Annotated in this window: 7 protein-coding genes; 5 read left to right on the top strand and 2 right to left on the bottom strand. The window is 60.2% G+C overall.

Features of this window, described 5'->3' with window-relative positions; all coding sequences use genetic code 11:
• On the bottom strand, window positions 1-285 hold a 285-nt coding region (clpS, locus tag VGH68_RS11150; RefSeq protein WP_331603680.1), incomplete at its 3' end, for an ATP-dependent Clp protease adapter ClpS.
• A gap of 559 nt (window positions 286-844) precedes the next feature.
• Between clpS and VGH68_RS11145 the strand changes: the two genes are divergently transcribed.
• Window positions 845-1,051: a cold-shock protein gene (locus tag VGH68_RS11145; RefSeq protein WP_007180614.1), complete on the top strand. Its 207-nt coding sequence runs from the start codon at window positions 845-847 to the stop codon at window positions 1,049-1,051.
• A gap of 177 nt (window positions 1,052-1,228) precedes the next feature.
• Here the strand turns inward: VGH68_RS11145 and icd are convergent, their stop codons facing one another.
• Complete coding sequence (icd, locus tag VGH68_RS11140) at window positions 1,229-2,485, bottom strand: NADP-dependent isocitrate dehydrogenase (RefSeq protein ID WP_331603679.1); 1,257 nt, start codon at window positions 2,483-2,485, stop codon at window positions 1,229-1,231.
• Window positions 2,486-2,858: 373 nt separating this feature from the next.
• Here icd and VGH68_RS11135 point away from each other — a divergent pair, with 373 nt between their 5' ends.
• The 4 genes from VGH68_RS11135 to VGH68_RS11120 form a co-directional block, all read left to right on the top strand.
• Entirely contained in the window at window positions 2,859-3,428 is a 570-nt protein-coding gene (locus VGH68_RS11135) for a pseudouridine synthase (RefSeq protein WP_331603678.1), read from the top strand.
• A gap of 449 nt (window positions 3,429-3,877) precedes the next feature.
• Window positions 3,878-4,063, top strand: coding sequence for a hypothetical protein (locus tag VGH68_RS11130; RefSeq protein ID WP_331603677.1), 186 nt, complete (start codon window positions 3,878-3,880; stop codon window positions 4,061-4,063).
• Window positions 4,064-4,207: 144 nt separating this feature from the next.
• On the top strand, window positions 4,208-4,723 hold the full coding sequence (locus tag VGH68_RS11125) for a DUF192 domain-containing protein (protein WP_331603676.1): 516 nt from the start codon (window positions 4,208-4,210) through the stop codon (window positions 4,721-4,723).
• A gap of 273 nt (window positions 4,724-4,996) precedes the next feature.
• A partial coding sequence (locus tag VGH68_RS11120) for a GTP-binding protein (RefSeq protein ID WP_331603681.1) occupies window positions 4,997-5,132 on the top strand: 136 nt, incomplete at its 3' end.

The following is a 5,132-nucleotide window of genomic DNA, read 5'->3' as shown; positions in this document are numbered from 1 at the left end:
ATGCCCGGCCTGCCGTGCGTGGGTAACGACTTGCTCGACTTTGGTCGACGCGATGTCCCGCGTATAGACCCCACAAACTCCCCTGCCCTCGCGATGCACCTTCAACATGACCTGCGTTGCGGTTTCACGATCTTTATTGAAATATTCCTGCACGACCATCACGACAAATTCCATTGGCGTGAAGTCGTCATTCAGCAGCACCACCTTGTACATGGACGGCGGCTTGAGTTGCTGCTCCTGCCGCTCCAGTACGGTGCCGTCCTGCTTGTCCGGGATAATCGCCATACACCCATTCTAAACAACTAGGACAGGCCCGCAATCCTGCCAAAACTCGGCCAGCCGGCCGATGCGCCCGTTCGCTGCCGCCCGGCCGGTCACAATCCTGTCATGAAGACCCGGGCACGCGCGTTTCGACGGGCCGATTGCGGTACCGGCCCTCTCCGTAGTGCTGCGCAGCGCGTGCTGCGCCGCGGTTGGATCGAGTATCGCACAACCTGCCTGAGCTGGCTTGGAGCGCTCCGGCAGCCGGCTTCGGCGCGTCGGGTACAGCAAGCATGTGAGTCGATTATGCGACTTTTCAAGCCATGCCGCTTGCGCAAGCGCACATAACGGAAGCGGTAAAAACCCTGGAAAAGCAGCGCGTTTGCAACGCGACAACGGCGTCTCAAAATTTTCTTGACACTCGAATAAAGAGCCCCAACAATCAAGCTGGCACTTTTTTCACTGCGCCATTATTCTCGAAAAAATGCCGATGGTGAGCTTGTGAGGAGGGAGCGGCTACTTCGTGTGGTCGTGGCTTTTCGAGGGCTCGTGGTAGTGACATGAGTTACAGGGGAAGTTGGAAATGGCAACTGGTACGGTCAAATGGTTTAACGACGCAAAAGGTTTCGGATTCATCACGCCTGACGAGGGTGGTGAGGATCTGTTTGCACACTTCTCGGCCATCCAGATGAATGGGTTCAAAACCCTCAAGGAAGGCCAGAAGGTCACCTTCGAGGTCGTCCAAGGCCCGAAAGGCAAACAGGCATCGAACATTCAGGCACCCGCCTGAAGCAATTCGATACCCGTCCTTTGAAACCCGGCTTCGCGCCGGGTTTCTTTTTCTCAGCGCCGTTTTTTGTGCCACCGATTTAACGGCTGAAAATCGGCCAGCATTCCAGGTGAAGCAATACTCCGGACCGTGGTCGGCACCGGCATTTATGCGCACCAGATAAAATCCGCGCATTAATCACATATTGTCGATCATCACTTGTCCAAATGCTGAGCACGAGACTTGAGTCGCGCCTTCCATCAGACGGGCAAAGTCGTAAGTCACGCGCTTTTGCAGAATCGATTTTTCCATCGAGCTGATAATCAAATCCGCGGCCTCCAACCAGCCGAGGTGGCGCAGCATCATTTCCGCCGAAAGAATTTCCGAGCCCGGATTCACGTAGACCTTGCCTGCGTACTTCGGCGCGGTGCCATGCGTCGCTTCGAACATCGCGACCGAATCCGACAGGTTCGCGCCCGGCGCAATGCCGATGCCGCCAACCTGCGCGGCAAGTGCATCGGACACATAGTCGCCGTTCAGGTTCAGCGTCGCGATCACATCGTATTCGGCCGGGCGCAGCAGAATTTGCTGCAGGAACGCATCGGCGATCACATCCTTTACGACCACGTCGCCGCCCGTCTTCGGATTCTTCACCTTCATCCGCGGACCGCCGTCGATCAGCTCCGCGTTGAACTCCTTTTGCGCAAGCGCATAACCGTAGTCGCGGAACGCGCCTTCGGTGTACTTCATGATGTTGCCCTTGTGCACCAGCGTGACAGAGCGGCGCTCGTTGTCGATCGCGTACTGGATCGCCTTGCGCACCAGACGCTCGGTGCCCTCGCGCGACACCGGCTTCACGCCGACCCCGGAGGACTCCGGAAAGCGGATCGTCTTCACGCCCATTTCATCGCGCAGGAAACGGATCAGCTTCTTCGCCTGCTCAGACTCGGCCGGCCATTCGATTCCCGCGTAGATGTCTTCGGAGTTCTCGCGAAAGATCACCATATTGGTCTTTTCGGGCTCGCGCACCGGCGACGGCACGCCATTGAAATACCGCACCGGACGCAGGCACACGTACAGATCGAGCTCCTGACGCAGCGCGACGTTCAGCGAGCGAATGCCCCCGCTGACCGGCGCGGTGAGCGGCCCCTTGATCGACACCACGTATTCCCGGACCGCCTGCAGCGTTTCTTCCGGCAGCCACACGTCCGGGCCGTACAGTCTGGTCGCCTTCTCGCCCGCGTAGATTTCCAACCAGTGGATTTTCCTGTTGCCCGCGTAGGCCTTCTCGACCGCCGCATCCACGACCTTGATCATGACCGGCGTGATATCGACACCGGTGCCGTCGCCTTCGATAAACGGGATGATCGGCTGGTCGGGAACATTGAGCGAGAAATCGCCGTTGACGGTAATCCTGTCGCCACCCGCCGGGACCTTGATGTGCTGATACGGCATGATCGGACTCCAGTGAAAGCTGTGCAAAAGCTGATCGAAGACTGCGAAAAAGGCGCCACTCGCCGCGCGATGCCGGACGCCCGCGAGCGGCCTGGCCGCTATTCTAGCCCACGCCCCGCGCGCGACGCGGCGCCCTGCGGCTACCGCTTTCGCGGCATCGGCGAATGGCCGGGCACGCCCCGCTCATCTATAAGAGCGTGGAGTTCCGATGCCGCTTTATCGATTACTATCGCGCCATTCATGACCGGACCGACGCGCGCGCGGCAGGCTCTCAAAGAGCCGCGCGCAAGCGTCGCGACGTATTCTGTGACAATTTTCCGAGCCGCGCCGGCGCTTCGATCCGCGCGAGTTCCATCCGTCTGCCGTCTCACCTATGCGCCTTCTTGCCCTGAACAAGCCGTTCGGCACCATCTGCCAGTTTTCACCGCATGAGACCCGCGAATCGCTCGCCGACTGGGTCAAGGTGCCCGGCGTCTATCCGGCGGGCCGGCTCGACTCCGATAGCGAAGGCCTGCTTCTGCTCACCGACGACGGCGCATTGCAAGCGCGCATCGCGGAGCCGCGTCACAAGCTCGTCAAACGCTATTGGGCACAAGTCGAAGGCGCGATCGACGACGCCGCGTTGAAGAAACTTGCCGCCGGCGTCGATCTCGGCGACTACGTCACCCGTCCGTGCCGCGCGACCTGCGTGGAGCCGGACGACGCGTTATGGACGCGCACGCCGCCGATCCGCTATCGCGCCGCGATACCCACCACTTGGATCGAGCTGTCGATCAGCGAAGGCAAGAACCGCCAGGTGCGCCGCATGACAGCCGCGGTCGGCTTTCCGACGCTGCGTCTGGTGCGCGTCGGCGTCGGCGCGCTGGACATTTTTTCTTTGCGACTTCAGCCCGGACAAAGCATCGAAGTGCGTTCGAACGCGCCGTGGGACGGCATCGCGTGAACGCGTGACGAACCCGCGACTCCACCTGCAAGTGCTGCCCGACATGCGTTTCACAGTTGTGACAATCGCTTCTAACTCGTTGTACCGACAAACAAACTCACTCGCGAAACGCGCGTCGAAAGCGCGTCAAACAAGCACGCTTGCGCGAGCCGGTGCAACGCATTTTCACCGCCTTTTATCCCGATAAAAATTTCGGCGTGCGCCGCGTCAACCGCTGTTCAATCCCACGCGTTATTCGACGCAGATGCCGCTGAAGCTATCCGGCATTGAGCCTTAAAGACCTTTGCGCAAGCCGTTTTCGCGGCGAGCACGGAAGTCCGACCGCTAACAGACGCGTCGAAGTAATTTGTTCGATGCGCTGTCAACCGAAAGGTGGATGGCACGTTTACCGACATGACTCTATATAAGCCGGGTCATTGGTTAATTAACTCAAGCTGAGGATTTACAAAATGAACAAACTGATCGCCGCTCTGGTCGCTGGCCTCTTCGCAACGGCAGCATTCGCACAAGCTTCGGCTCCGGAAGCAGCTTCGGCAGCCCCGGCGGCAGCAGCAAAGAAGACCACGAAGCACGCTCACAAGAAGTCGCACAAGAAGGCAGCAACTGCTGCTGCAGCTTCGGCAGCTTCGGAATAAGTTGCTTGTAAAAACGCAGTCAGGAACACGCTTCATTGCCGTTCTTACGGCGTTGTAAGGCAGATCACCGCAAGGCGATCTGCCTTTTTGTTTTTGACGCGCTCGCGTAACATGCGCGAGTTAATTTCAGCAAGGAGTCTTGCCGTGCGATTTTCCATGCGCTCGTTGATGGCGCGCTTTGCTCTTGCCGTCGCACTGCCGCTCGCGGCGATTTCGTTTGCCGCCACCACCGCCCCCGCTCACGCGCAGCAGATGCCGCCGGGTGCGAAGCAGCCGGGCGAATTTCCGCGCGTCAAGCTGACCGCAGGCATGTTCGTGATCGACGCGGCCGTCGCCGCCACCGACGCGGACCGCGAACAGGGCTTGATGTACCGCACCAGGCTCGCGCCGAACGAAGGCATGCTGTTCGTGTTCAACGAAAACGCCGGCCACTGCTTCTGGATGAAGAACACGCTGATTCCGCTGTCGATCGCGTTCATGCGCGCGGACGGCACGATTACCGACATCGACGAGATGCAGGCCGAGACCACCAACAACCACTGCCCGACGCACAACGGCGTGTTCGCGCTTGAAATGAGCAAAGGCTGGTTCTCGTCAAAGGGCATCAAGCCGGGGATGCAGATCCAGGGCTTGCCGCCGGTGCCGGGGCCGACGCAGTAAGCCGCCTAGCCCAGCGCGGCCACCCGCGTCGCCTCGTTGCGCCAGCGCGGCGCTGCTGGTCCGCAAAAAGCCGGCGCCTCCCCGAGGCGCCGGCTTTTTTGTACGCGAAGCCGCGCGCGGACGGGCGCGCCGCCGGCTGGCAGGGTTCATGCAAAAGACCGACCGACGCGCTATTCTTGTAAGCTCTGTTCTGCAGGACCCGGACAGACTCACCGGGCGGCCCGTACGGCCGCCCGGCATGCGTTCCAGGCGCACCATTCCAAGGAGATTCACGTGCCCCGCAAGACTCCCATCGAGCGCTACCGGAATATCGGCATCAGCGCTCACATCGATGCCGGCAAAACCACCACCACTGAACGCATCCTGTTCTACACCGGCGTGACCCACAAGATCGGCGAGGTTCACGACG

It is taken from the genome of Paraburkholderia sp., from assembly GCF_036488505.1.
Taxonomy (GTDB): Bacteria; Pseudomonadota; Gammaproteobacteria; order Burkholderiales; family Burkholderiaceae; genus Paraburkholderia.
The sequence above is the reverse complement of the archived record's forward strand: the minus strand, read 5'-3'. Positions and strand labels throughout refer to the sequence as shown.

Excerpts from the sequence above, each read along its gene's own strand:
- icd (WP_331603679.1), bottom strand. The coding sequence starts at position 2,485 with ATGCCGTATCAGCACATCAAGGTCCCGGCGGGTGGCGACAGGATTACC.
- VGH68_RS11145 (WP_007180614.1), top strand. The coding sequence starts at position 845 with ATGGCAACTGGTACGGTCAAATGGTTTAACGACGCAAAAGGTTTCGGA.
- VGH68_RS11135 (WP_331603678.1), top strand. The coding sequence starts at position 2,859 with ATGCGCCTTCTTGCCCTGAACAAGCCGTTCGGCACCATCTGCCAGTTT.
- VGH68_RS11130 (WP_331603677.1), top strand. The coding sequence starts at position 3,878 with ATGAACAAACTGATCGCCGCTCTGGTCGCTGGCCTCTTCGCAACGGCA.